Source organism: Arthrobacter sp. zg-Y769, from assembly GCF_020907405.1.
In the GTDB taxonomy this organism is placed as follows: Bacteria; Actinomycetota; Actinomycetes; order Actinomycetales; family Micrococcaceae; genus Arthrobacter_B.
Genome location: NZ_JAJJOE010000013.1, coordinates 38,604 through 61,363 on the forward strand (window position 1 = coordinate 38,604; position 22,760 = coordinate 61,363).

A 22,760-nucleotide genomic window follows, 5' to 3' on the forward strand; every position below is an offset into this window, starting at 1 on the left:
TTTCGTCGTGGTCCGCCGGCCGGCCGCCAGGCGAAGCGTCGTTTTCAGGGATGCCTTCTGTACAGCAGACGCGGTCCCGTCGTCATGGGCCAACATCTTCCGGACAGCTAATGCGGTCTGGGACCCGCTTAGCCATCATCAGCTGTACAGAAGGCAGCTCGGAGGCAGCATCAGCTGTACAGAAGGCAGCCCGGAGCCAGCATTAGCTGTTCAGAAGGCAGCTCGGAGCCAGCATCAGCTGTACGGAAGGCAGCCCGGAGGCAGCATTAGCTGTACGGAAGGCAGCTCGGAGGCAGCATCAGCTGTACGGAAGGCAGCCCGGAGGCAGCATCAGCTGTACGGAAGCACACTGACGGCGGCACGGAGCCGGGTTAAACAGAGAAGCGGCCCCAGTCAGTGGGACCGCTTCTCGTTGTCTGGCGGAAGGTAAGGGATTCGAACCCTTGGTACGGGGTTACCGCACACTGGTTTTCAAGACCAGCTCCATCGGCCGCTCGGACAACCTTCCTCACTATGTAGTCTGGCAGAAGGGATGAAATCACCAAAATTCCCTAAATCTGGAAGGACAGCATGAAAGCCATCGTTATTGGAACGCCCGGGGGACCGGAAGCACTGGAACTGCAGGATGTTCCTGCCCCCGAGGCCGGACCGGGCGAGGTGCTGATCGACGTCATCGCCGCCGGCCTCAACCGCGCAGACGTGATGCAGCGCCAGGGCCACTACCCGGTGCCCGCCGGAGCATCCGAGTATCCGGGTCTGGAAGTCTCCGGCCGGATTGCCGCCCTGGGCAAGGGCGTTGAAGGCTTCGCCGTGGGGACCGAGGTGGTGGCCCTGCTGACCGGCGGCGGATACGCCGAGCAGGTTGCCGTTCCCGCCGGACAGGTCCTGCCCCTCCCTGACGGCTTCGACGCTGTCACCGCGGCGTCCCTGCCGGAAACGGCCGCCACCGTTTTCTCCAACCTCTTTATGGCCGCCGGCGTCAAGGAGGGGGACTACGTCCTCATCCACGGCGCCACGGGCGGCATCGGCACCATGGCCATCCAGATGGTGGCCGCGTTCGGCGCCGTTCCCATGGTGACCGCAGGCTCGGCGGAAAAGCTCGAGCTGGCTGAATCGCTCGGCGCGAAGGTCCTGATCAACTACAAGGAGCAGGACTTCGTCGAGGCCGTGGGCGAAGCGACCGGCGGCCACGGCGCGGATGTCATCCTCGACGTCGTCGGCGCGAAATACCTGCAGCGGAACCTGGATGCGCTCGCCGTCGCCGGGCGACTGGTGATCATCGGGCTGCAGGGCGGCATCAAGGCGGAGCTGAACCTGAACCAGCTCATGACCAAGCGTGCCGCCGTCATCGGCACCACCCTGCGCGGCCGGCCCGTGGAGGAAAAGGCAGCCATCATGTCCGCCGTCGGCGAGTACGTCTGGCCGCTGCTGGTCTCCGGCAGGATCCGTCCACTCGTGGACCGGACCTTCCCGCTGGCCGAGGCCGCCGCCGCGCACGAGTATTTCGACTCCGGGCAGCACGCCGGAAAGATCCTGCTGACCATCTAGCCGGGCACCGCCCGGCACGCTCCCGACGACGACGGCGGCCGCACCCATGCGGTCGCCGTCACGTATGTCTGTGACCGCCGCCTCAGCCGCTGGTAACCTGCAAGTGCAGGGCCACTCCCTGCCCCCGTTCGGTACGTATGTCAATGCAGACAAGCCACCGCAGACAAAAGGGATCATCATGAGCGAGAACCAACGGCGCCGGCCCGACAACCGGCAACTGGACGGCGACGTCCTGGAACAGGACCCGGCGCTGCCGCCGGTGGCCGTAGAGCCCGAAGTCCTCGAGGCGGAGGACCGCCGCTGGACACCCGCGAAGATCGCCATTTGGGCGGGCATCGCCCTGCTGGGCGGTTTCAGCTGGACCATGCTCGCCATAGTGCGCGGCGAAACCGTGAACGCCATCTGGTTCGTGTTCGCCGCTGTATGCACCTACCTCATCGGCTACCGCTTCTATTCAAAGCTCATTGAAGTGAAGCTGCTGAAGCCCAATGACCGCCGCGCCACCCCCGCCGAGTACAAGGCGGACGGCAAGGACTACGCCTCCACGGACCGCAGGGTCCTCTACGGCCACCACTTCGCCGCCATCGCCGGCGCCGGACCGCTCGTCGGACCCGTCCTGGCCGCACAGATGGGCTACCTGCCCGGCACCATCTGGATCATCGTGGGCGTGGTGCTGGCCGGCGCGGTCCAGGACTACCTGGTGATGTTCTTCTCCATGCGCCGCGGCGGACGGTCCCTGGGGCAGATGGCACGGGATGAACTCGGCCTCATCGGCGGCACCGCCGCCCTGATCGCCACCCTGGTCATCATGATCATCATCGTGGCCATCCTCGCCCTGGTGGTGGTGAATGCCCTCGCCGAAAGCCCGTGGGGCGTCTTCTCCGTGAGCATGACCATCCCGATCGCCCTGTTTATGGGTGTGTACCTGCGCTACCTGCGTCCCGGCAAGGTCACCGAGGTCTCCATCATCGGCTTCGTCCTCCTGCTCGCCGCCATCATTGCCGGCGGCTGGGTTGCCGATACCCCGCTCGGTGACGCCCTGACCCTGGAGCCGACCACCATCGCGTGGGGCATCATCATTTACGGCTTTATTGCCGCCGTCCTGCCGGTCTGGCTGCTGCTGGCCCCGCGCGACTACCTCTCCACCTTCATGAAGGTGGGAACCATCGTGATGCTGGCCGTGGCCATCATCATTGTCCGCCCGGAGATCAGCGTTCCGGCGGTCAGCGAGTTCGCCAGCCGGAACGACGGGCCGGTTGTGGCCGGACCGCTCTTCCCGTTCCTCTTTGTCACCATCGCCTGCGGCGCCCTGTCCGGCTTCCATGCCCTGATTTCCTCCGGCACCACCCCGAAGATGCTGGAGAAGGAACGCCAGACCCGCTTCATCGGCTACGGCGGCATGCTGATGGAATCCTTCGTGGCCGTCATGGCGCTGGTGGCTGCCATCTCCATTGACCGCGGCATTTACTTCGCCATGAACTCCTCCGCCGGCGCCACCGGCGGCACGGTGGAAGGCGCCGTCGCCTTCGTCAACGGCCTGGGGCTGGCCGGAGTGAACCTCACCCCGGACATGCTCTCGTCGCTGGCATCCAGTGTGGGCGAGGAATCCATCGTGTCGCGCACCGGCGGCGCGCCCACCCTCGCCGTCGGCCTGGCCACGATCATGCACAGCCTGATCGGCGGGCCTTCCATGATGGCCTTCTGGTACCACTTCGCCATCATGTTCGAGGCCCTCTTCATCCTCACTGCGGTCGACGCCGGCACCCGGGTCGCCCGGTTCATGCTGCAGGACACCATCGGCAACGTGGCCCCGAAGTTCAAGGACATGTCCTGGCGTCCCGGAGCCTGGATATGTACGGCCATCATGGTCGCCGGCTGGGGGTCGATCCTGATCATGGGCGTCACGGACCCCTTGGGTGGCATCAATACGCTGTTCCCGCTCTTCGGCATCGCCAACCAGCTGCTGGCCGCCATTGCGCTGGCCATCTGCATGGCGATCATTGCCAAGAAGAACGCGTTCAAGTGGCTCTGGATCGTGGCCCTGCCCCTGGCGTTCGCCGCGGTGGTGACCATCACGGCGTCGTTCTACAAGATCTTCTCGCCGGTGCCGAGCGTCGGGTACTGGGCCAACCACGAGGCCTTCCAGCAGGCGCTGGCGGACGGGAAAACCAGCTTCGGCACGGCCAAGACGGTGGAGGCCATGGAAGCGGTGGTGCGCAACACGCTCATCCAGACCACGCTCTCGGTGGTGTTCGTGACCCTGGCGATCATTGTCATCATCACGGCAATCATTGCCAGCATCCGGTCCTTCCGTTCGGGCGGCGCCCCGAGCGCCGAGGACCCGGCCGTTCCGTCCCGCACCTTCGCACCGGCCGGTTTCCTGGCTACGCCGGCTGAAAAGGAAATCCTGTCCCAGTGGGAGTCGCTGCCGGCGGCTGACCGGCCCGCCAAGAGGGCGGCACACTCATGAGTGCCGCCGTCGCCGTCCGGCAGGGGCTCACCGGTTTCGTCCGGTTTTTCCGCGACGTGATGGGGGAGGACGCCTACCGCAAGTACGCGGACTTCCATGCCGCGTCCGGCTGTGCCTCGCCCTTGATGAGCGAACGGGAGTTCTGGCGGGACAAGATGGACCGGCAGGACGCCAACCCGGAGGGCCGCTGCTGCTAGCCCGGCAGCAGGTCACCCACTAAGTACGACGGCGGCACCGCAGCTGATTGCCTCAGCTGTGGTGCCGCCGTCGTTGTTTACTTTTTTTGGTTGACCGGAGTGGCAACGGGCCAGGGCCGTACGCCAAAACCAGGGGCCGGAGCGGGAAAACCGCTTGCCCGCGGGGCAACCGCGACCAACCGTGAGAGCATTAATGCCATGACTGAACAGAACGGATCCTCCGACCGCCGCGAGGCGGCTCCGGGCGCTCCTGCTGGGGAGAAGTCAGAGCAGACACCGCCGGATGACGGAACGGCCCGTTCCGCTGCGCCTGCTGCCGGAGAGGCGGCCGGAGAGGCCGCGGGGGCGGCGGACCGCGCCGCGGACAGCCAGGAGGCTTCCGGGCACGGCAAGGGCAAAACCGGACCGGCGAAACTCAACGAGCTGGTGGACGAGCCGGCAAAGGTGATGCGGATCGGCACCATGGTCAAGCAGCTGCTGGAGGAAGTGCGCAACGCTCCGCTGGACGATGCGGCGCGCAACCGGCTGGCGGAAATCCATTCCCGGTCCCTGAAGGAACTCGAGGACGGGCTGGCCCCGGAACTCGTGAACGAGCTGCACCGAATCAACCTGCCGTTCCTGGATGATTCCACCCCTACCGATGCCGAGCTGCGGATTGCACAGGCCCAGCTGGTGGGATGGCTCGAAGGGCTGTTCCGCGGCATCCAGACAGCCATTGCGGCCCAACAGACCGCCAGCCAGGTTGCCGGGCGCCTGCAGCTGCGCCAGCTGCCGCCAGGAACCATGCTGGCGCCGGGCGTTGTTATTGGAGACGATGGGGAACCGCACCGTGCTTCCCCGGGGACGGGCAGCCCGCGGCAGGAACCGCAATCCGGCCCCGGCCAGTACTTGTAGGACATTGATGGCACTTTTTGCAGCCGCCCGGCAGGGGCGGAAAGATGACGCGGAGCTCGGCAAGGGCGTCTGGCGCCGTGCGCACGACCGTTTCACGCGGGGCCTGGACCGCTATTACCAGATGCTCGAAGGGGTGGAGGATGACGCCATCTACAACGAGCTCGTGACCGTGGCCAATGACCTTGCCGGGCTGTTGCCCCGCGTCAGGGAAATCTGCGCTTCCGCGCAGTCCCAGCTGCCGAGTACCGGGCAGAACATTCCCGGCGCGTTGACCGCTGTGCACCGGGCACTGTCCCGCAGCGGCAATTCCCTGGCTGCCGCTGCCGAAGCCGCCGCCATGTCCCGGCTCGAAGGTGAGCGCTGGGGAATCGCGTCCGCGGGCCTGGACAATGTGCGCCGCCGCGCGGAACTGGTGCAGGAAGACGTCGTTGAAGCCGAACGCGCCCTGCTCAGCGCCCGGGAAACAGGGATTTCCCGGAAGTAGGAATGGCTTTCGGAGAAATACCGGCACCTTCCGCAAAAGAAACTTTGCAAAACCGGGAATACGTTAAGTCGGATTTTCGCGGTGAGCTTATCCGCTTTGTCCTGCCCGGCATCCGGGCAAGGATGAGGACATGACTACATCACCGGTACTGACTTTCAATGACGGCAACACCATCCCCCAGCTTGGCTACGGCGTCTGGCAGGTTGAGGACGAGGTTGCCGAAAAGGTTGTGGGACAGGCCTTCGAGGTTGGCTACCGCCATATCGACACGGCCAAGATCTACGGCAACGAAGCCGGCGTCGGCCGTGCCATCGCCGCCACCTCCGTGGCCCGCGAGGACATGTTCATCACCACGAAGGTATGGAACGCGGACCAGGGCTACGAAGAAACCCTGAAGGCCTTCGATGCCTCCATGGAGCGCCTGGGCCTGGAAACGCTGGACCTGTACCTGATCCACTGGCTGCAGCCGAAGCAGAACAAGTACGTTGACACCTGGAAGGCGCTGGTTGAGCTGCAGAAGCAGGGCCGCGTAAAGTCCATCGGCGTCTGCAACTTCACCAAGGAAGCCCTGCAGGAAATCATCGACGCCACCGGCGTCGTTCCGGTCCTGAACCAGGTCGAAACCCACCCGTACCTGAACCAGGCCGACCTGCGCGCCTTCGAAGCCGAGCACAACATCCTGCACGAGTCCTGGTCCCCCCTGGGCTCCGGCAAGGGCCTGCTCGAGGATCCGAAGCTCGTCGAGATCGCCGCGAAGTACGACGGCGCCACCCCGGCACAGGTTGTCATTGCCTGGCACCTGGCCCTGGGCAGCATTGTGATCCCCAAGTCCGTTACGGAATCCCGTATCCGGGAAAACTGGGAAGCCCTGAACCTCACCCTGAGCGCTGAGGACATCGAGGCCATCAACGCCCTCGACAACGGCACCCGCTACGGAGCGGATCCGGCGACGGCCGACTTCGCCTAAGCCTTAAAGCACGAAAGGCGCACGTTCCACGGAACGTGCGCCTTTCGTTTTAAGCGGTGCAGATAGTCAGGCAGGAACCGGTTCCAGCGGTGCGCGGACGGGCCAGTCCTGGCCTTCGAGGATCACCTGGGCGCAGCTGCCCGTGGATACGTTGACCACGATCGGCGCCAGGAGGTTCACGGTGGTCCCGTCGAGCGTCGGATTGGCCACCACCAGGACGGCAGCGTCCTGGGCGGTCACCAGTTCCAGCTGATGACGCTGTTCATCGGTGATTTCCGGATGGTAGTCCGGGAGGTAGACGGACGCGTCCAGGACGAACAGCCGGCTGCCGCCGCCGGCGCTTCCGGCGGCAGTCATGGCAAACAGGCCGGCGGCGCCTTCGATTTCTTCCAGGTTGAAGCGGACCTCGGGGGCCAACCCCGGCGGCGGCGTCAAAAAGGTGAGGCCGGTGCTCATCGCAGGAAGTCCATCAGGGTGGGCTGCAGTGCCTTGGCCGTAACCGCGAGGGCCGACTGATAGGCGACTTCCTGCAGCTTCATGTCCAGGATGACCTTCGCAGTGTCCAGGTCCTCGATGCCGGAGCGGCGGCTTTCCAGGCTGATCGACTTCTCGGCCAGGTCGTCCTTGGCATTGAGCGTAGCCGCGTGCCGGACACCCAGGGCGGAGTGTTCCCTCAGGACCGTGTCGGCGGCGGCGTCGACCTTCGACAGGTAACCGCTGACGTCGTTGTTCGCTTCGAGGTCTGCGACCAGGTTGTCCATCATCCGGAAGACGGAGTTGTCTTCCTTGCCGAAAACGGCTTCGCCGTCCGTGTCAACGCGCATCTGGGTGCTGCTGTCCAATCGGCGGGTAGTGGGGGTGCCGCTGCCGCTGTACGTGTAGGAACCGGCTGCTTCGGAAAACGCCTTGCCGGTGTCGGAGGTACCGGCAAACACGGTGCGTCCGAGGTGGGTGGTGTTGGCCTCGCGCAGCAGGTCCGTCTTCAGGCCGGAGAGTTCCGTGGCGATGGCCTTGCGGTCGGTCGGCGAAAGCGTGCCGTTGGCGGCGTTGAGTGTGAGGTCCTTGACCCGCCGCAGGATGTCCGTGGTGTTGGTCAGCGCGTTGTCGGTGACGGTGAGCCAGCCTTCGGCGTCGCTCACGTTGGAGGCATACTGCACGTTGGCCCGGATCTCGGACCGCACCTTCAATGCGTTGGCTGTGCCCGTGGGGTCGTCGGACGGACGGGCAATGGCAGCGGAGGAAGCGACCTGCTCCTGCAGCTTGGCCATCCGGGACATGCTCGACTGCAGGTTCTGCTGGGCCGTGCGGGCCATGGTCTGGTTCGTGGTGCGGCTGATCACGGGTTACCTTCCGACAATTCCGGTGCGGTTAATGAGGGTGTCAAGCATTTCGTCAATGGCGCTCATGACACGGGAGGCACCTTGGTAGGCGTGCTGGTACATCAGCAGGTTCACGTTCTCTTCATCCAGGTCCACCGAGGCGTTCGAGAGCTGCAGGTCCACGGCGGAGGAGGAAGCGACGCCGGCCAGTGTGGCCTGCTGCAGTTCGGCGCGGCTCTGGGACGCGGTGGCCGTGACGAAGGTGCTCCAGAGTTTGTCCGCAGACCCGGCTTTGGAGCCGAGCTGGGCGATCTGGTCGGCCACGCCGCCGTCAAGGGTTCCCGAACCGGGCCGGCCGGCGGCAATGCCGGAAGCATCGGTCGGGACGGCCTGCAGCGTGGTTGCCGCCGGGGTACCCACGGTGAAGAAATCACCGCCGGCGATGCCGGCGGTGGTTGCCCCCTGGCGGTGCAGTTCGTTGACGCTGGAGGCCAGGGTGGCGGCAACCTCGTTGTAGGAGGCCGCTGCACGCGCGAAGACACCGCCGTTGCCGGCCGAGGCCAGGAGCGACGTGGCGCCGGCAATTTCGCCCCTGCTAATGCCCGCCGAGCCGGGCCGGTCAGTCCAGCCCACCACGGGTTCCTGCGCATCGTCCATGGTTTTGCCGCCGGTGACCTGCAGGGACCGGGCGTTTGATCCGGACACAAGGGCGTTGCCGTCGATGAGGACGTCCACCATGCCGTCCGGGGATTCCCGCAGGGTGCCGCCGCTCAAGGCCGCAATGGTGGTGGCCAGGGCATTGCGCTGGTCAACAAGTTCATTTGCCGACGCCCCGGAGCCAAGCGTGGAGCGGATGGCGCCGTTAAGGCTGGCCAGCTGCTTGGCGCTGGAATTGAGCTCGGTAACCATGTCATTGAGCCCGCTGCGGGTGCTGTTCCACTGGTCGCGGACTGCGTTGTAGCCGCTGGCGATCTGCCCTGCGGCTGTGCTCGCCGCACTGAGCAGCACGGCAGCGGCGGTATTGTCCGAGGGGTTGTGGGAAACGCCGTCCCAGGCTGCGGAGAAATTCTGCAGCGCCGTAGACAGTCCGTTCGTACCCGGTTCGTTGAAACTGTCCTCCAACTCGATCAGCGCGTTGGCGCGGACGGCAGAGTACCCGGCGACGGCGGCGGTGCTGCGTACCCGGGTATCGAGCTGCTGGCTGCCCAGCCGGGCAATGGAGTCCACCGATACGCCCTGGCCTACACCCGTAGGGGCGGCGAACCGTCCGGCAGGTGCGAGGGAGGGGGCCGCCGTAGTGTTCAGGCGCTGACGCGTGTAGCCGGCCACATTGGCGTTCGCCACGTTCTGGCCGACGACGTCAAGGCCCTTGCGGGCGGCGGTGAGGCCGGTGTACGCCGTGTTCAGGCCGCTGAAGGTGCTCATTCTCTAGGAGTCCTTAACGTCAAATGCTTTGGTCAACCAGCCGGGCGGCTGACATGGGATTGGCCGAGGCGCCGGACGCGGTGTAGGTGTTCGCGTCGGGGCTCAGCCCTGCCAGCGTTTCCTGCGCCGAGCGCGCTGCGGTACGCAGGAACTGTTCGTTGATGTCGCGCAGCTCGCGGATCTTTACGGTCAGCTCCGTCATGGCCTGCAGATGGGCGTTGAAAATTTCCGTCCACGGTCCGGGAGGCGCAGCGGCCACCAGTTCACGCAGGGTCGCGTCTTCGGAGGTGCCCCATTCGACGGCGAGGCCGGCAACGGCGACGGCCCGCCCGAGATCCGCTCCGCGGAGGCGCTCGAGGACCTGTTCAACCTCGCGGGTGGCGTGCGTCAGCCATTTGGTTTTTCCCGAGGTGAGTAGCAGTTGTTCTTCTTCGAGCTTGAACACAAGAAGTTCCAACAATTCGCGCTCTTCCCAAAGAAGGGCGGAGAGTTTCTGGGTACCCATGCCTGGCTCACCTCCTAGTTGGTGCACTGAATGTCTCTGATCGGAATAAGACGTCTGATTCCAGGCCCCAACCTGCGGCAAAAGTCTTCGGTTTAGCGGTCACATACCTATATGTCCGCCATAAAACACTATCGGCCGGTTCATCTTGAATGTTAGTGGTATGTTTCAGCTAAAGCGCTCAAGCGTGGATTTATCAGCGGTCTCAGCCGCTAACCACGAAAGCGGCGCGCAACTGTTCGCAGTTAGGGACAGTTGGGGAACAAGGGCTTGGGGGTCCAAATTGAATCGCGCCGAACGCAATGCCATGGTCGTGGAAAATCTGCCATTGGTTGGTTATCTCGTATCCGAAGTCTGTGCAAAGGCCACGCATCTCTCGCGTGATGACCTGGCCTCGGCCGGATCCATCGCCCTTATAACGTCCGCAGATTCGTTCGATCCGGACCTGGGTGTTCCCTTTGGGGCCTATGCCCGCCGCCGCATCGTCGGCGCCTTTGCGGATGAAATGCGTTCCAATGACTGGGCCACGCGCTCCGCCCGCCGCCGGATCAAGGAAACCCTTTCGGTGAAGGAAACCCTGACGGCCGCCCTGGGCCGCACCCCGAATGTGGATGAGATTGCCTCTGCCCTGGGCGTGGACCGCACGGTCGCCGAGGATGCCCTTTCGGATGCGGCCCGCACGGTTTCCAGCCTGGATGAATCGGCGACGGATTTCCTCGTCGCGGACATGCCGTCGCCCGAGGGCTCACTCCTGGCCACGGAACGGTTGAAGTACCTGCAGGCCGCCGTCGCCGCCCTGCCGGAAAAGATGCGGTATGTAGTGGAGGAAATTTACTTCCACGACCGTACGGTCAAGGAAATAGCCGAAGAACTCGGCAGCACCCATTCGGCTGTGTCCCAGCAGCGGGCCGAAGCGGTCCGTCTCCTTCGTGACGGCCTGGGCACGCATTACTCCGATACCGCTGCCGCCCCGGAACTCCAGTCCAGGATTGCCCCGGCCCGCCGCAATGCCTACCTCACGTCCGTGGGGGACCGCACCGCCGGCGGTATCACCCGGCACCATCTGGCGCCGGCCCTTCCCGGCGCGAAGGCCTTTGTTCCCGGGCTTACGGGCGTTCCCGGCCGGCCGGCGACTTTCAACCCGGCCGCTTCCTAGGCTTACCGCCTAAATCTTTTTCAAATTCTTTTTTAGAAACTTCTAACACCCGTCGGTGCTCCGCCGATAGCTATGGTTGCAGGCCCACGGAAGGGCCTGTTAGTACAGCCCACTCACGGAGGAATACATCATGGGTTTCACAATCAACACCAACGTTTCATCGCTCAACGCCATGCGCAACCTGAACCTGAACCAGACGAACCAGGCCAAGTCGGTGGAGCGTCTCTCCAGCGGTATGCGCATCAACCGTGCAGCTGACGACGCTGCAGGCCTGGCTATCTCTGAAGGCCTGAAGAACCAGGTTTCCGGTTTGACGCAGGCCGGCCGCAACGCCCAGGACGGCATCAGCCTCATCCAGACCGCTGAAGGCGCCCTGACCGAGGTCCACAACATCCTGAACCGTATGCGTGACCTGACGGTTCAGGCTGCTAACGATACGAACAACACCGAGTCCCGCGGCGCGATCAAGTCCGAAGTTGACGAACTGAAGTCGGAGCTGGACCGTATCAGCACCTCCACCAACTTCAACGGCATCCAGCTGCTGGGCCCGAGCGCAGGTACAGGCGACGATGTCAAGGCCCAGGCAGCCACCTTGAAGATCCAGGTTGGTGCCGGTGCCAACGAGACCATCAGCATCACGCAGGCTGACGTCGCCGGCACTCTGACAAAGCTCGCTGAAGGTCTGGGGAGCCTCACAACGCAGGCAGGCGCTGCTACGGCGACTGCCGCGCTGGACGAAGCCATCAAGACCACTTCCGATCAGCGTGCCGACCTGGGTGCACAGCAGAACCGCCTGGAATCCGCCTCGCGCTCCATCGCGGTGTCCGTGGAGAACCTCTCCTCGGCCAACTCCCGCATCCGCGACACGGACATGGCAGCGGAAATGGGTAACTTCACCAAGTCCCAGATCCTCTCCCAGGCCGCTACCGCGATGCTGGCCCAGGCCAACCAGATGAACTCCGGCGTTATGTCGCTCCTGCAGTAGCAGGTAGGTGACACCGGCTTTTATCAGCAGTAACCGCAGAACCGGCAGGTGAATGGCCGCTGGCGGCGGGGAAACATGACTTGGACCTCACGCTTCCCGCCGCCAGCCCATTCCCTGCCTTCTGTTTGTCACCGCAGGACACGGTAGGACCCAGCAGGACCTCAGCAGGACCTCAGCAGGACACCGCAGGACTTCTCAAGGAGCATTTTCATGGCGCTAGGCATTGACGGGCTGATCAGCGGCATCGACACCACTGCCATGATCGCGGACCTGATGAAGATCGAAGCGCGTCCGCAGGCGATGCTCAAGCAAAAGGTCGAGTCCAACAAGCTGTTCGTCACGGCGCTGCAGAACCTCAACACCAAGATCGCCTCCCTGACCGAGGCGGCCGGCAAGATCGCCAAAGCCGGCGGCACGGACCGCTACGCCGCCGTTACCGGGTCCACCACCGTGACCGCAGCCGTCAAGGACGGCGCCGCGGCCGGCTCGCTGGACATCACGGTCAACAAGCTTGCCACAGCCCAGGTTTCCCTGTCCGGCGCCATGGCCGCCTGGCCCAACGGCGACGCCCTCTCGATCTCCGCAAACGGCACCATTACCGAGCTGGACACGGCAGGCAAGAGCCTGGACGAAGTCATCAGCAACGTCAACAAGGCAAACCTGGGTGTCACCGCCGTCAAGATCGCCGCTGGCAGCGTGGACGGCGTGCAGCAGTACCGCATGCAGTTCAGCGCCGCGGCCACCGGCGCAGCGGGCGCCTTCACTGTGGCGCAGAACGGCACGGATCTGGGTGCCATCCGCGCCGGAGCCGACGCCGAAGTCACCCTCTGGGCGGGTGTGGCCGGTGCCGAAACGAAGATCACCTCCGCCACCAACACCTTCGCGGACCTCATGCCCGGCGTGGACATCACCGTGTCCGCCGTTTCCACTGATCCGGTCACGGTGGCCGTCAGCCGGGACACCAAGGCGATCTCCGACGTCGCAGCCTCTCTGGTGGCCGGACTGACAGACGTCTTCGGCTACATTGACCGCAACTCTGCCGTCAGCATCGATACCTCCGACGGCGTGACCAAGACCACCGGCGGGGTATTCACCGGGGATTCAAGCACCCGTTCCCTGAAGCAGTCCATCATGGACGCCGCCACCGGCTCGCTGGATGGACGTTCAACGTCGGACATCGGCATTACCCTCACCAAGTACGGCACGGTGGAGTTCGACGCCGACAAGTTCGCCGCCGCCCTCGCCGCGGATCCGGAAAAGACCCAGGCGTCTCTGCAGGCAATTGCCAGCCGGGTGGAGGCCACCGGTAAGGCCGCCTCCGATAAGTACGACGGCTCCATTACCAAGCGGATCCAAAGCCAGGAATCCACCGTGAAGTCCCTCAACAGCCAGGTTGAGCAATGGGACCGCCGGCTGGCTTCGCGGGAATCCACCCTGAAGCTCGTCTGGTCCAACCTTGAAGTCAAACTCGGCTCGCTCAACAGCCAGATGGACTGGCTCACCGGCCAGCTCGATTCCCTCACCGCCTCCTCGAGTAAGAAGTGACCGTGAACTACTCAATGGCAGCCAAACGGGCTGAATATGCACGCAACGCTGTGCTCTCGGCCTCGCCTGCCCGGCTCCTGACCATGCTGTACGACCGGCTGCTGCTGGATCTTGCCCGGGCCGAAACCGCGCAGCAGAATGCCGACTGGCCGGTGGCTTCGGAGAACCTGCTCCATGCCCAGGCCATCATCACCGAACTTCTGGGCACCCTAAAGACGGATGTGTGGGAGGGCGGGGAAAACCTGCATGCCCTGTACACGTACTCGCTCTCCACCCTGATGAACGCGAACATCGGCCGGGACGCAAAGCTGACCCGGGAATGCATTGACCTGCTCGAACCTATCCGCCTGGCCTGGCATGAAGCCTCGGCGCAGCTTCCGGCCGCCGGTGCAACGCCCGCCGCTGCGGGTACGCCCGGAGGGGTCCTCGGTGTCGGCTGAATCGGCAGAGCCTTACCGCGGCCCCGAGGAGCTGGCCAACATCGCGCTCTGGGAAACCGTTCTCACACAGCTCGAAGACAATCTGGAATCCTTCCTTGAGGGCCAGTCGCTCACGGAACAGGCGCGCGAGATGGCAGCCGACTGGGAACCGCCGGCGGACCTCGGCCCGCTGCCCGAGGAGCTCGTTACCCGCGCCCGCATGCTGTCCAAGGCGCAGACCCGCGCCTATGCGCAGCTGCGCAGCGAGTCGCGGACAAACCGTAAGCAGTCCATGCTGATCCGCAGTGTCCCCGGTCCGGCGGCGTCGGCCGTTTATCTGGAAGTGGACGGCTAAAAGCAGCCCTATTAGCAGGTTGCTTCCCTTCCCTATAACGCATACCTGCAAAAATCAAAAAAATTACGTGATTACGGCTTACGTACTTGTTAATTCGGCCGATAACTATTAACGAGCACGGATTGCTCATAAAAAAGGCCACGGATCGGCCGCACTGTCCCTTTAGCGAGAACTGGGTTTCACTGTGTTCGATTCCGTTTCCTCCATTGCGCTGCAAAGCGCCCTGGACGGTCTTGCCCTCCGCCAGCGGACCATCGCGAACAATATCGCGAATGTGAATACCCCCGGCTACCAGGCCCAGCGCGTCACCTTCGAGGACGCCCTCGCAAAGTCAGTGAAAGCCGGCAACGGTGCGGCAACCCCCATCACCGCGCGTTCCCTTGAACCCACCCGCCTGGACGGCAGCAACGTCAACCTGGACACCGAGACGCTGTCCAACATCGACACAGTGCTGCGCTACCAGTTCGCCACCCAAGCCGTTGGCGGAGAAGCTAATTCCCTCCGCACGGCATTGAGGACCAACTAATGACTTTCGATGCCATCGGCATTGCCGCCACCGGACTCACCACGCACCGCAAGTGGCTGGACGCAGTTTCCGACAACCTGGCCAACGCCAACAACGTCTCCAGCACCGACGGTGCTGCCTTCCAGGCCCGCTACGTCGTAGCGCAGGAAGGACAGGAAGGCAGCGGAGTCCACGTCACAGGCGTGGAGTACGGCGATGCCGAAGGCCGGATGGTGTACCAGCCCGACCACGCCCTGGCCGATGCCGAGGGCTATGTCCGCTACCCCGACATTGACCTGTCGGAACAAATGGGCAACCTGATCCTCGCCCAGCGCGGCTATGAAGCCAACGCCGCCGTGGTTGACCGTGCCAAGAGCACCTACGAAGCAGCACTCCAGATTGGACGCTCCTAATGCCCGTTCCCGCCATCGCTGCAGTCAGCAGCACCACGCCGACGGGATACGTGGAAGCCGCCAAGCCTGCCGTCTCCACCGACGGTTCCTCCTTTGCCACGCAGCTCACCGGAGCCGTGGACAACGTCACCGAACTGCAGTCCACTTCCAAGACACTCGCCGTGCAGGCGGTGACCGGGGACCTGGATGACATCCATGCCGCCACCATCGCTTCCACCCGGGCGTCCGTCACCCTGGAACTTGTCGCCGCCGTGCGGAACAAGGGTGTTGACGCGTTCAACGAGATCATGCGGATGCAGGCCTGATGCCCGGTCCCATGAGCGCGGTGACCGACCGCCTGGGCAAGACGGTTGGCCAGTTCACCCTGGCGCAGAAGACCATCGCCATTATTGGTATTGCCGTGGTTGCCCTCGGCATCGCACTGCTGGCCTCCTGGCTGACCAAGCCGGCCTACACCCCGCTGTTCTCCGGCCTGGAGGCCACGGACGCCAACAGCATTGTGGAACAGCTCAAGACCGACGGCGTTCCCTACGAGGTTGCCGACGGCGGCGGAACCATCATGGTTCCGGAGGAACACGTGTACGACCAGCGGCTCAAGGCCGCGGGCGCCGGCCTGCCGTCCGAATCCAGCGGCGGTTATTCGCTGCTGGACGAAATGGGTGTCACGTCCTCGGAATTCCAGCAGTCCGTAACCTACAAACGGGCCCTGGAAGGCGAAATTGCCAAGACCGTCGGCGCCATCGACGGCGTGAAGAACGCCTCCGTGCAGCTGGCCATCCCCGAAGACACAGTGTTTGTCTCCGAAAAGGCCGATCCCACCGCCTCGGTGTTTGTGGAAACGCAGAACGGGACCACGCTGAGCTCCGACCAGGTTTCCGCCATTGTGCACCTGACCTCTGCCTCGGTAGACGGTATGGAGTCCACCAACGTCGCAGTGATCGACGCCGCCGGAACGGTGCTTTCCGCCGTCGGCACCGGTACCACCGGTTCCGCAGACAAGCAGGCCACGGATTACGAGGAGCGGGTCACCGCTTCCGTGCAGACCATGCTGGACCGCGTAGTGGGTCCCGGCAACGCGACGGTGGCCGTGGCAGCCGACATGAATTACGAATCCGCCAACCGGGTGGAGGAATCCTTCACCGCCCCGCAGGACACTCCGGCACTGAACGAAGCCACCAGCACCGAGGAATACACCGGCGGCGCCAACGGCGGCAGCGCCGCAGGCATCCTGGGCCCGGACAACATTGCCGTGCCCAGCGGAGGCGAGGACGACGGCGCCTTCCGCTCCGAGACGAGCACCAAGAACAACGCCGTGAACAAGGTCACCGAAACCCGGGAAATCCCGGCCGGTTCCCTGAACCGCCAGACGGTTTCCGTGGCACTGAACACCAACGCGGCCGCCGGATTGAACGTAGCTGACCTGGAGGCTCTGGTCGGCACCGCCGCCGGCATCAACGCCGAACGCGGCGACGAGATCACGGTGGAAATGGTCTCCTTCAATGCGGACGGTGCCACCAGTGCACAGGACGCCCTGGCCGACGCCCAGGCAACGGAAGAAGCCGAGCGCCGCGCAGAGATGCTCCAGATGGGAATCATCGTGGCCGGCATTGTCCTGCTGGTCGTCCTGGCCCTGATCGCCTACGCCATGCGTTCCCGCCGGCAGAACCGCGAAGCCATCGACCTCGGCGAACTGCCCGAGCTGGATCCGCTGGCCCCGGCTGCAGGCCTGACCATGCTGAGTGAGCCGGCGCCACTGGTTTCCACGGACACCGCCTCCCTGCAGATTGTTGCTGCGGCCGTGGACCAGGACCGGAAGCGGGCCGAACTCGACGCCCTGGCGGCCCAGGACCCGGTCCGCACCGCTGATTATCTGCGCAACCTCATGGAGGACAGCCGAGCATGACCCAGCTTGCCACCGCCCCGGTCGGGCTGCCCTTCGCCGCCGCCCCCACCGGAATGTCCCTTGCCCTGAACGCCGCCGAAGGCGAGCTGGAGCATACCGGCGAGCTAACCGGCACCCAGAAGGCCGCCATCGTCCTGATGCAGCTGGAGACGTCCCGGGCAGCGGTGGTTATGCAGCAGTTCACCGAGTCCGAGGCGCAGGCCATCGCAGCGGAGATCGTCCGGCTGCGGCGGGTCGACGCCGGCGTGGCCGAGGACGCCATCAACGAGTTCTATGAGATGTCCATTGAGGGCAGGCGCCGTGCCCACGGCGGCCGCGACGTCGCCATGGGACTGCTCGAAGCGTCCTTCGGCGTCGAGCGTGCCTCCGGTGTGATGGAACGCCTGGCCTCCTCGATGGCCGGCAAGTCCTTCGAGTTCCTCGAAACCGCTGAACCCAACCAGGTGATCTCGCTGCTGGACGGCGAGCTGCCGCAGACCATTGCGCTGGTCCTGGCGCACATGCGTCCCCAGCGGGCCTCGGCCGTGCTGACGGGCCTGAACCCGGAACTCCGCACCGACGTCGCGCAGGCCATTGCAACCATGGCCCGCGCTACCCCGGAAGCGGTACGCGTGGTGGCCGAAACGCTGCGGGCACGTGCCTCCGCCCTGGGCGCCGCCCGCGAAGCGACTGACGCCATCGGCGGCGTGCAGCCCCTGGTGGACATCATCAACCGCTCCGACGCAGTCACGGAACGCGCACTCCTCGAGTCGCTCGAGGAACGCGATCCGGAGCTGGCAGAAGAAGTCCGCTCCCGGATGCTTACCTTCGGCGACCTGGTCAAGCTCGAGCGCCGGGACGTGCAGCTGGTGCTGCGCGGCATCGACGTCGGCACCCTGGCCCTGGCCATGAAGGGCGCCTCCGAGGCGGTGCTGGACGCCATCCGCACCAACGTCTCCGAGCGCAACCGCGAACTGCTCGACGACGAAATCAAGGTCTCCGGCCCGGCCCGCCTCTCCCAGGTGGAAGAGGCACGCGCCAACATTGTCCGGGCCATCCGCGAAATGGAAGCCCAGGGCATCATCGAAGTGCACCACGCGGACGAGGAGGAATATGTCTACTGACCAGCAGACGTTCTCCCGCCTGGTTTACACGGCACTCGGCGCCACGGACGAAGCACAGCTGAACGCGCAGGTGGAAGCCCGCGGACACGCAGCCGGTTACGCAGCCGGCCTGCGCGCCGCGGCAGCAGACACGGAGCTGCTCCGCCGCACCCTGCGGGAGCAGTACGACGACGAAATGCGCCGCGGGCAGGAACGCATCAACCGAAGCCTTTCCGCACTTAATTCCGCCGTCTTCAGCCTCGAAGGCCGTACCGTGGCCCTGATTACCGAGGTCCAGGATGCCCTGGCGGCCGCCGCAGTCGATTTGGCCGAAGCGCTGCTGGGCAGGGAACTGGCCTCAGGCGATACCTCCGCCCGCTCGGCGCTGGCCCGTGCCCTGGACGGCGTGGACACCGACCTGGTGCAGCGTGTCCGCATGCATCCGGTGGACCTCGCGTCCCTGGACGAGGACACGCTCCGGCGTGCCCGGGTGGAGTTCGTGGGCGACGCCGGCCTGCAGAAGGGCGACGCCGTCACCGAGTTCCCGGACGGCTACCTGGACGCATCGCTGGGTTCCGCCGTCGAACGTGCCCGGGCTGCACTGCTGGGGGACGAGTCATGACCGCGACAACCTGGCGTCCCCATGGCGACCGCTTCACGGCGGCCCTCCGCTCCGCCGCCCCGCAGCGCATTGGACGGGTGTCCTCCGTCCTGGGCCTGAGCATTGAAATTGCCGGCCTGGACTGCGGTGTGGGTGACCTGGTGTCCATCGGGCACCCCGGTTCCGAGGTGGACGCCGAGGTGGTGGCTGCCACCCGCGAAGGAATCCGCTGCATGCCTTTCGGCCGGCTGGCCGGACTGACCGCCGGAACTCCGGCCCGCTCCAAGGGCACACCGCTGCTGGTCCCCACCGGTACCGGGCTGTTCGGCCGGGTGCTGGACGGACTGGGCCGGCCCATCGACGGCAAGGGTCCGCTGCAGGTTGAGGCCTTTGTCCCCCTGGACCATGAAACGCCTTCCGCGATGCTGCGCACCCGGATCGATACCCCGCTGCAGCTCGGCGTCCGTGCGCTGGACACCCTCACCACTGTGGGACGCGGCCAGCGCATGGGCCTGTTCGCCGGCTCCGGCGTCGGCAAGTCCTCACTGCTGTCCATGATCGCCCGCGGCACGAACGCGGAAGTGTCAGTCATCGCCCTGGTAGGGGAGCGCGGCCGCGAAGTCCGCGAGTTCCTCGAAGATGACCTGGGCGCCGAAGGCCTGGCGCGGTCCATCGTGGTGGTGTCGACGTCGGACGAACCCGCCTTGATGCGCCTGCGTGCCGCGTTTGTTGCCACCCGCATTGCCGAATCCTTCCGCGACCGCGGCGCCGACGTCATGCTAATGATGGATTCCCTCACCCGGGTGGCCATGGCCCAGCGTGAAATCGGGTTGTCCGTGGGCGAACCGCCTGCGACGCGGGGCTACCCGCCCTCCACCTTCTCCCTGCTGGCACAGCTGCTGGAACGCGCCGGAACCGGCGAACGGGGATCGGTCACCGGCATGTACACCGTGCTGGTGGACGGCGATGACCATAACGAACCCATTGCCGACAGCGCCCGCTCCATCCTGGACGGCCACGTTGTCCTGGACCGCAAGCTCGCCGTTTCCGGCCACTTCCCGTCAATTGACGCCCTGGCGTCCATTTCCCGTGTTGCCTCCCGGGTGAACCCGCGGGAACGCAGCGATGCGGCGTCAACCCTGCGCCGCGTGATGGCGGCCCGGAAGGCTGCGCAGGACCTGCTCGACGTCGGCGCCTACCAGCGCGGCTCCAATCCCCTGGTGGATGCGGCAGTGGACAACCAGGACGCCATCAACGCGTTCCTGCAGCAGCGCATGGATGAACAGACCCCCGCGGAAACCGCGTGGGTCCAGCTGCATAACCTCACCCGGATGCTGGGGGTGTCCTGATGTCCCGTGCCTTCCCCCTGGCCGGCCTGCTTCGGCTGCGCCAGCTGCAGCAGGACCGGGCTGCAGGCGAACTTGCCGCGGCCAATGTCCGCATGCGCGAAACACGCGAAGCCCGTGCCGAGGCCTACAACTCCCTCGAGGCCTCGCACAGCGACGCCGTAGATGCCGCAACCATGAACGCCATTGCGGCTGCCCGGTCCTCCTCGCGCAGCATGCTCGCGGACCTCAACGCCCTGGGAACGCGCCACGCGGCGGAAGTGGAAGCGGCCCGTGCCGAATTTTCCTCCGCCCGGGCACGTTCAGTGGGCCTGGAAAAGCTTGAAGGCAAGTTCGCCGAGGCCGAAGCCGCCGAGGACCTGCGCACCGAACAAACCATCCTGGACGAACTCGCCGGCTCCGCCTGGCACCGCCGGCAGAAGGAAGCCCACTAATGAGCATGACGGACGCCCTGGGGCGGATCGATGAAATCCGGAGCACGCTGAGCCAGCTCTCCGGGACCGCAGCCGCAAAAGCGGCGGCGGCCCCGGCCACGGCTACGGCGGCCGGATCGGATGCGGAGTTCGCCTCCACCCTGTCCTCGCTGACCTCCGCGGCGTCGGTGGGCACGGACACCGGTATCGCCGGCGGTGCTGCTGCGGACGGGAAGGTGCTCGACGCCGTACAGAAATACCTGGGCCTGCCCTACGTCTGGGGCGGCAACGACCCCGCCCAGGGGCTGGACTGCTCTTCCTTCGTGCAGAACGTTTACAAGGACCTCGGCTACACCCTGCCGCGGGTGACCTGGGACCAGATGAACTCCGGGACCGAGGTCGCCTCCATGGCCGAGGCCCAGCCCGGCGACCTGCTCTTCAGCCACGACGGCGGACACGTCGCCATCTACCTTGGCAATGGAAAGGCAGTGGACGCGCCGCAGCCGGGCCAGACCATCGCCATCCGCGATGCGTGGGAAACCGACGCGAACGTGACCACCATCCGGCGCATCCTGCCGACCGAATCCGCCGGTGCAGCCGGTGCTGCCGGTGCTGCCAGCACCGCCGGCCTCTCCGACCTGGTGGCCTCCGCCCGCGCTGCGCAGGCGGCCATGTTGGGATCGGCAGCATGAGCGTCTCCACCGGCATGCTGCGGCCCGCCGCCCCGGCTGCCGCAGCCCGGACCGCCGCCCCGGGGTCCGCCACGGGGTCCGCTTCCGCTGGAATGGGGTCGGACCACTTCGCATCCTCGCTCCAGGACGCCCTTGCCCCTTCGACCCAAACCTCAACCGGATCCGGGAAACCGGAGACGGACGCGGACGGTAAGGCCGCAGCGGCTTCCCCGATGCAGCCTGCGGCCGGACCGCTCCCGGGCATCCCCGGATCAGCGACGCCCTTCCCGGCAGCCGGCTTTGCCGGCCTGGCGGGGATCCCCCTTCCCGACGCAGCAGTTTCCGGCACCGGCCCGATCAGCCCGGAAGCAGCCGACAACACGCCAGCCGGAACAGCTGCATCCGGCGCTGAGCCTGCGTCCCCCGAAGCAGCCTCACCCGGTGCAGCAGCGACTGCCGCCACCACGGCGGCCAATGCCTCCGCAGCTGCCGCCACCACGGCGGCCAATGCCTCCGCAGCTGCCGCCACCACGGCGGCCAATGCCTCCGCAGCTGCCGCCGCAGCCGCCCTGGCCGTCACCACCCCGGGCGCCGCCGCACTTACAGCGAGTCCGGCAGGCGTTCCGGGCGCCGCCAAGGGCGCCGCCACTAACAGCGTTGCCGTTTCCGGCGCCTCCAGCGCGGTTCCGACGGCGAACTCCGGGGCCGGAACAGCTGCCGGTGCCACGGCGAACGCAGCAGCGCCGGCCGCATCCGGGGCAGCCGCCTCCGGAACGGCCCGGCACGCACCGGCATCGACCGCTTCAGCAGTGTCCACAGCTTCCGGCGCCGCGCCGGCACCGGTCCCTGCGGCTCCGGACAGTGCACCGGTTTCTCCATCCGGCACTGCGGCCGATGCTTCCCCGAATGCCGCCGGCAGCCCGGGGTTCCCGCCGTCGGCGTTCACCGTGCTGCCCGCCGGTGCCGACAATGCAGCGGCTGCCGCACCGGCCGCTGCCGGGGCACTAGCGGAAACCGCCGCGCCCGGACCGGTTCCCAGCCTGCCGCCGCTGCCGTCCTCCGCACCTGTCTCCGGCGCGGCAGCCATGCCGGCCGCAGCAGCGGTTCCCGCCGCGCCGGTAACCCCCGCGCTGCTGCCCCAGGTGTCCCAGCCGCTCTTTTCCCTCGGGTCGGCCCCGCAGGGAGAACACGTGATGACCCTGAGCATCACGCCGGACAACCTCGGACCGGTAACCGTGCGCGCCCACGTGGGTGCCGACGGGGTGCGGATCGAGCTCTTCGCTCCGTCCGAAGCCGGCCGTGAGGCGCTGCGGACCCTGATGACCGACCTGCGCCGGGACCTGGCCGGCTCGGGAATGAACGCGAATCTTTCCCTCTCCGCCCAGGACACCCCGGGCGAGGGAACGGAACGCCGGGACGGCGAAACGGAACCGGGTTCGGCAAAGTACGCCCCGTCAAACCCCGAGCGGACTCCGGCGGATCCCGCCCCACGCACTTACCGGCCCGGATTCCCCGCGTCGGCATCAACCATCGACTTCCTGGCCTAGAAAAGGAGACCAC

At 65.8% G+C, this 22,760-nt stretch carries 25 protein-coding genes and 1 tRNA gene; 21 read left to right on the forward strand and 5 right to left on the reverse strand.

The window, feature by feature from the left end; genetic code table 11:
• Positions 1-417 precede the first annotated feature (417 nt).
• Positions 418-508: transfer RNA gene (locus LOC60_RS13250), tRNA-Ser, on the reverse strand.
• Between the two features lie 62 nt (positions 509-570).
• Between LOC60_RS13250 and LOC60_RS13255 the strand changes: the two genes are divergently transcribed.
• The 6 genes from LOC60_RS13255 to LOC60_RS13280 all read left to right on the forward strand — a co-directional run bounded on the left by LOC60_RS13255 (position 571) and on the right by LOC60_RS13280 (position 6,560).
• A complete protein-coding gene (locus LOC60_RS13255) occupies positions 571-1,548 on the forward strand; it encodes an NAD(P)H-quinone oxidoreductase (protein ID WP_230025922.1) in 978 nt (325 codons plus the stop codon).
• A gap of 178 nt (positions 1,549-1,726) precedes the next feature.
• Positions 1,727-4,018, forward strand: a complete 2,292-nt coding sequence (locus tag LOC60_RS13260) for a carbon starvation CstA family protein (protein ID WP_230025924.1) — start codon at positions 1,727-1,729, stop codon at positions 4,016-4,018.
• Positions 4,015-4,215, forward strand: coding sequence for a YbdD/YjiX family protein (locus tag LOC60_RS13265; protein WP_230025926.1), 201 nt, complete (start codon positions 4,015-4,017; stop codon positions 4,213-4,215). Before LOC60_RS13260 ends, LOC60_RS13265 begins: the two co-directional genes overlap by 4 nt.
• A 198-nt stretch (positions 4,216-4,413) precedes the next feature.
• Entirely contained in the window at positions 4,414-5,109 is a 696-nt protein-coding gene (locus tag LOC60_RS13270; RefSeq protein WP_269440210.1) for a bacterial proteasome activator family protein, read from the forward strand.
• Between the two features lie 7 nt (positions 5,110-5,116).
• A complete protein-coding gene (locus tag LOC60_RS13275; RefSeq protein WP_230025928.1) occupies positions 5,117-5,593 on the forward strand; it encodes a hypothetical protein in 477 nt (158 codons plus the stop codon).
• A 130-nt stretch (positions 5,594-5,723) separates the two neighbouring features.
• Positions 5,724-6,560, forward strand: a complete 837-nt coding sequence (locus LOC60_RS13280) for an aldo/keto reductase (RefSeq protein WP_230025930.1) — start codon at positions 5,724-5,726, stop codon at positions 6,558-6,560.
• A 66-nt stretch (positions 6,561-6,626) separates the two neighbouring features.
• Here the strand turns inward: LOC60_RS13280 and LOC60_RS13285 are convergent, their stop codons facing one another.
• From LOC60_RS13285 to LOC60_RS13300, 4 genes are read right to left on the reverse strand one after another with little or no spacing between them, the layout of a single operon-like run.
• On the reverse strand, positions 6,627-7,016 hold the full coding sequence (locus LOC60_RS13285; RefSeq protein ID WP_230025932.1) for a flagellar assembly protein FliW: 390 nt from the start codon (positions 7,014-7,016) through the stop codon (positions 6,627-6,629).
• Complete coding sequence (gene flgL / locus LOC60_RS16345; RefSeq protein ID WP_230025933.1) at positions 7,013-7,900, reverse strand: flagellar hook-associated protein FlgL; 888 nt, start codon at positions 7,898-7,900, stop codon at positions 7,013-7,015. The genes LOC60_RS13285 and flgL overlap by 4 nt, the downstream gene beginning before the upstream one ends.
• A 3-nt stretch (positions 7,901-7,903) precedes the next feature.
• The gene (flgK, locus tag LOC60_RS13295) at positions 7,904-9,304 is read right to left on the reverse strand and encodes a flagellar hook-associated protein FlgK (RefSeq protein WP_230025936.1); all 1,401 of its coding nucleotides are present in this window, start codon (positions 9,302-9,304) and stop codon (positions 7,904-7,906) included.
• Between the two features lie 19 nt (positions 9,305-9,323).
• On the reverse strand, positions 9,324-9,809 hold the full coding sequence (locus LOC60_RS13300; RefSeq protein WP_230025938.1) for a flagellar protein FlgN: 486 nt from the start codon (positions 9,807-9,809) through the stop codon (positions 9,324-9,326).
• A gap of 280 nt (positions 9,810-10,089) precedes the next feature.
• Here LOC60_RS13300 and LOC60_RS13305 point away from each other — a divergent pair, with 280 nt between their 5' ends.
• The 15 genes from LOC60_RS13305 (at position 10,090) to LOC60_RS13375 (ending at position 22,747) form a co-directional block, all read left to right on the forward strand.
• Positions 10,090-10,962: a sigma-70 family RNA polymerase sigma factor gene (locus tag LOC60_RS13305; protein WP_230025940.1), complete on the forward strand. Its 873-nt coding sequence runs from the start codon at positions 10,090-10,092 to the stop codon at positions 10,960-10,962.
• 130 nt (positions 10,963-11,092) lie between these two features.
• A complete protein-coding gene (locus LOC60_RS13310) occupies positions 11,093-11,947 on the forward strand; it encodes a flagellin N-terminal helical domain-containing protein (protein ID WP_230025942.1) in 855 nt (284 codons plus the stop codon).
• A 210-nt stretch (positions 11,948-12,157) separates the two neighbouring features.
• Positions 12,158-13,492: a flagellar filament capping protein FliD gene (gene fliD, locus LOC60_RS13315; protein ID WP_230025944.1), complete on the forward strand. Its 1,335-nt coding sequence runs from the start codon at positions 12,158-12,160 to the stop codon at positions 13,490-13,492.
• A 2-nt stretch (positions 13,493-13,494) separates the two neighbouring features.
• Positions 13,495-13,932 (forward strand): flagellar export chaperone FliS, encoded by a 438-nt coding sequence (fliS, locus tag LOC60_RS13320; RefSeq protein ID WP_230025946.1) that lies wholly within the window; start codon positions 13,495-13,497, stop codon positions 13,930-13,932.
• Positions 13,922-14,266: a hypothetical protein gene (locus tag LOC60_RS13325; RefSeq protein ID WP_230025949.1), complete on the forward strand. Its 345-nt coding sequence runs from the start codon at positions 13,922-13,924 to the stop codon at positions 14,264-14,266. The genes fliS and LOC60_RS13325 overlap by 11 nt, the downstream gene beginning before the upstream one ends.
• Positions 14,267-14,450: 184 nt before the next feature.
• Positions 14,451-14,792: a flagellar basal body rod protein FlgB gene (locus LOC60_RS13330; protein ID WP_230025950.1), complete on the forward strand. Its 342-nt coding sequence runs from the start codon at positions 14,451-14,453 to the stop codon at positions 14,790-14,792.
• Positions 14,792-15,184, forward strand: a complete 393-nt coding sequence (gene flgC / locus LOC60_RS13335; protein WP_230025952.1) for a flagellar basal body rod protein FlgC — start codon at positions 14,792-14,794, stop codon at positions 15,182-15,184. The genes LOC60_RS13330 and flgC overlap by 1 nt, the downstream gene beginning before the upstream one ends.
• Positions 15,184-15,489 carry a flagellar hook-basal body complex protein FliE gene (fliE, locus tag LOC60_RS13340; RefSeq protein ID WP_230025954.1) on the forward strand — a complete coding sequence of 102 codons (306 nt, stop codon included), beginning with the start codon at positions 15,184-15,186 and terminating at the stop codon, positions 15,487-15,489. The genes flgC and fliE overlap by 1 nt, the downstream gene beginning before the upstream one ends.
• A gap of 11 nt (positions 15,490-15,500) precedes the next feature.
• On the forward strand, positions 15,501-17,087 hold the full coding sequence (fliF, locus tag LOC60_RS13345; protein ID WP_331460821.1) for a flagellar basal-body MS-ring/collar protein FliF: 1,587 nt from the start codon (positions 15,501-15,503) through the stop codon (positions 17,085-17,087).
• Positions 17,088-17,140: 53 nt separating this feature from the next.
• Positions 17,141-18,190: a flagellar motor switch protein FliG gene (gene fliG / locus LOC60_RS13350; RefSeq protein WP_230026032.1), complete on the forward strand. Its 1,050-nt coding sequence runs from the start codon at positions 17,141-17,143 to the stop codon at positions 18,188-18,190.
• Positions 18,180-18,791, forward strand: coding sequence for a FliH/SctL family protein (locus LOC60_RS13355; RefSeq protein ID WP_230025958.1), 612 nt, complete (start codon positions 18,180-18,182; stop codon positions 18,789-18,791). Before fliG ends, LOC60_RS13355 begins: the two co-directional genes overlap by 11 nt.
• Positions 18,788-20,119, forward strand: a complete 1,332-nt coding sequence (locus LOC60_RS13360; RefSeq protein WP_230025961.1) for a FliI/YscN family ATPase — start codon at positions 18,788-18,790, stop codon at positions 20,117-20,119. Before LOC60_RS13355 ends, LOC60_RS13360 begins: the two co-directional genes overlap by 4 nt.
• On the forward strand, positions 20,119-20,550 hold the full coding sequence (locus LOC60_RS13365; protein ID WP_230025963.1) for a flagellar FliJ family protein: 432 nt from the start codon (positions 20,119-20,121) through the stop codon (positions 20,548-20,550). The genes LOC60_RS13360 and LOC60_RS13365 overlap by 1 nt, the downstream gene beginning before the upstream one ends.
• Positions 20,550-21,221, forward strand: coding sequence for a C40 family peptidase (locus LOC60_RS13370; RefSeq protein WP_230025965.1), 672 nt, complete (start codon positions 20,550-20,552; stop codon positions 21,219-21,221). Before LOC60_RS13365 ends, LOC60_RS13370 begins: the two co-directional genes overlap by 1 nt.
• A complete protein-coding gene (locus tag LOC60_RS13375; RefSeq protein WP_230025967.1) occupies positions 21,218-22,747 on the forward strand; it encodes a flagellar hook-length control protein FliK in 1,530 nt (509 codons plus the stop codon). Before LOC60_RS13370 ends, LOC60_RS13375 begins: the two co-directional genes overlap by 4 nt.
• Positions 22,748-22,760 lie beyond the last annotated feature (13 nt).